Source organism: Neisseria sp. HMSC064D07, assembly GCF_001837185.1.
GTDB classification, from domain to species: Bacteria; Pseudomonadota; Gammaproteobacteria; order Burkholderiales; family Neisseriaceae; genus Neisseria; species Neisseria flavescens_C.
This window is the reverse complement of record NZ_KV831695.1, coordinates 1-897: the sequence shown is the minus strand read 5'-3', so window position 1 is coordinate 897 and position 897 is coordinate 1. Positions and strand designations below refer to the sequence as shown.

The window sequence follows — 897 nt, the reverse complement described above, 5'->3', positions numbered from 1 at the left end:
GAGTTTTTCGATATTGGTGCTGCCGCTGTCGCCGCTGAAGGTCAGGCCTTTAGTGTCAACGGCGGTTTTGGCATCCACACCTTTTTGGATTTCGGCTTTGGTGTTATCAGCCAAGTCGATGCTGTAGTCGGTCACGTTGTCGGCCTTTTCAGCGGCGGTAACAGTCAATTTGCTCGAACCGGCGCTCGCAGTCGTGCCTTTGGCGTTGACGGTGTAAACGTCTTGGCCGTTGGCGCCGGTCGTTTTCACCACGTCTTTGATGTTGGTACCGGCGGCAACTTCGGTACGGGCGGCGGCACTTTGCTGTTTCAGCTGGCTGTAGTTGACGGCGTCGGTGTCATCGGTACCGGCGGCAACGTTGGTGATCTTGTTGCCGGCGGCATTGATGCCTGACTTGATCACACTCGGGCCACCGGTAATGGTGAGGCCGTCTGTATTCAGTTTGCTGTTGCCTGCGGTCACACTGTCAACGGTAATGTCTTTGGCCAGTTTCAGCTGTGCGCCACCGGCTACGGTTTCGCTGATGATGTTGCTGTCGCCTTTGACATTGATGGTGTCGCCCAATGCGTAGTTGTTGCTGCCGGTGGTACCGCCGAAGTTAATGCCTTTGGCGATATTGGCGGCGTTGTTGGCGACGTTTTGGTTGGTCGCAAACAGTTGGCTGCCGTTAACGGCATCTTTGCTGTTGGCATTGAGGTCGCCGTCGGCTACGTTGGTAACCTTGTTGCCGGCGGCATCGATACCGGACTTGGTCAGGCTAGGACCGCCTGCAATCTTAACGCCGTCGTTGTTGACGGTGGTGTCGCCGGCTTTGACGCTGTTCACTACCAGGTCTTTGTTCAGCTTAACGGTCACTTTATCGTCTTGGGCTTCGGTGGTGATGTTGTCGTCGCCGGC

1 pseudogene is annotated in these 897 nt (G+C 56.1%); it reads right to left on the bottom strand.

Going from position 1 to position 897, the window contains the following annotated elements:
• Positions 1-897, bottom strand: a pseudogene (locus tag HMPREF2608_RS06725) (hypothetical protein); the annotation flags it as partial.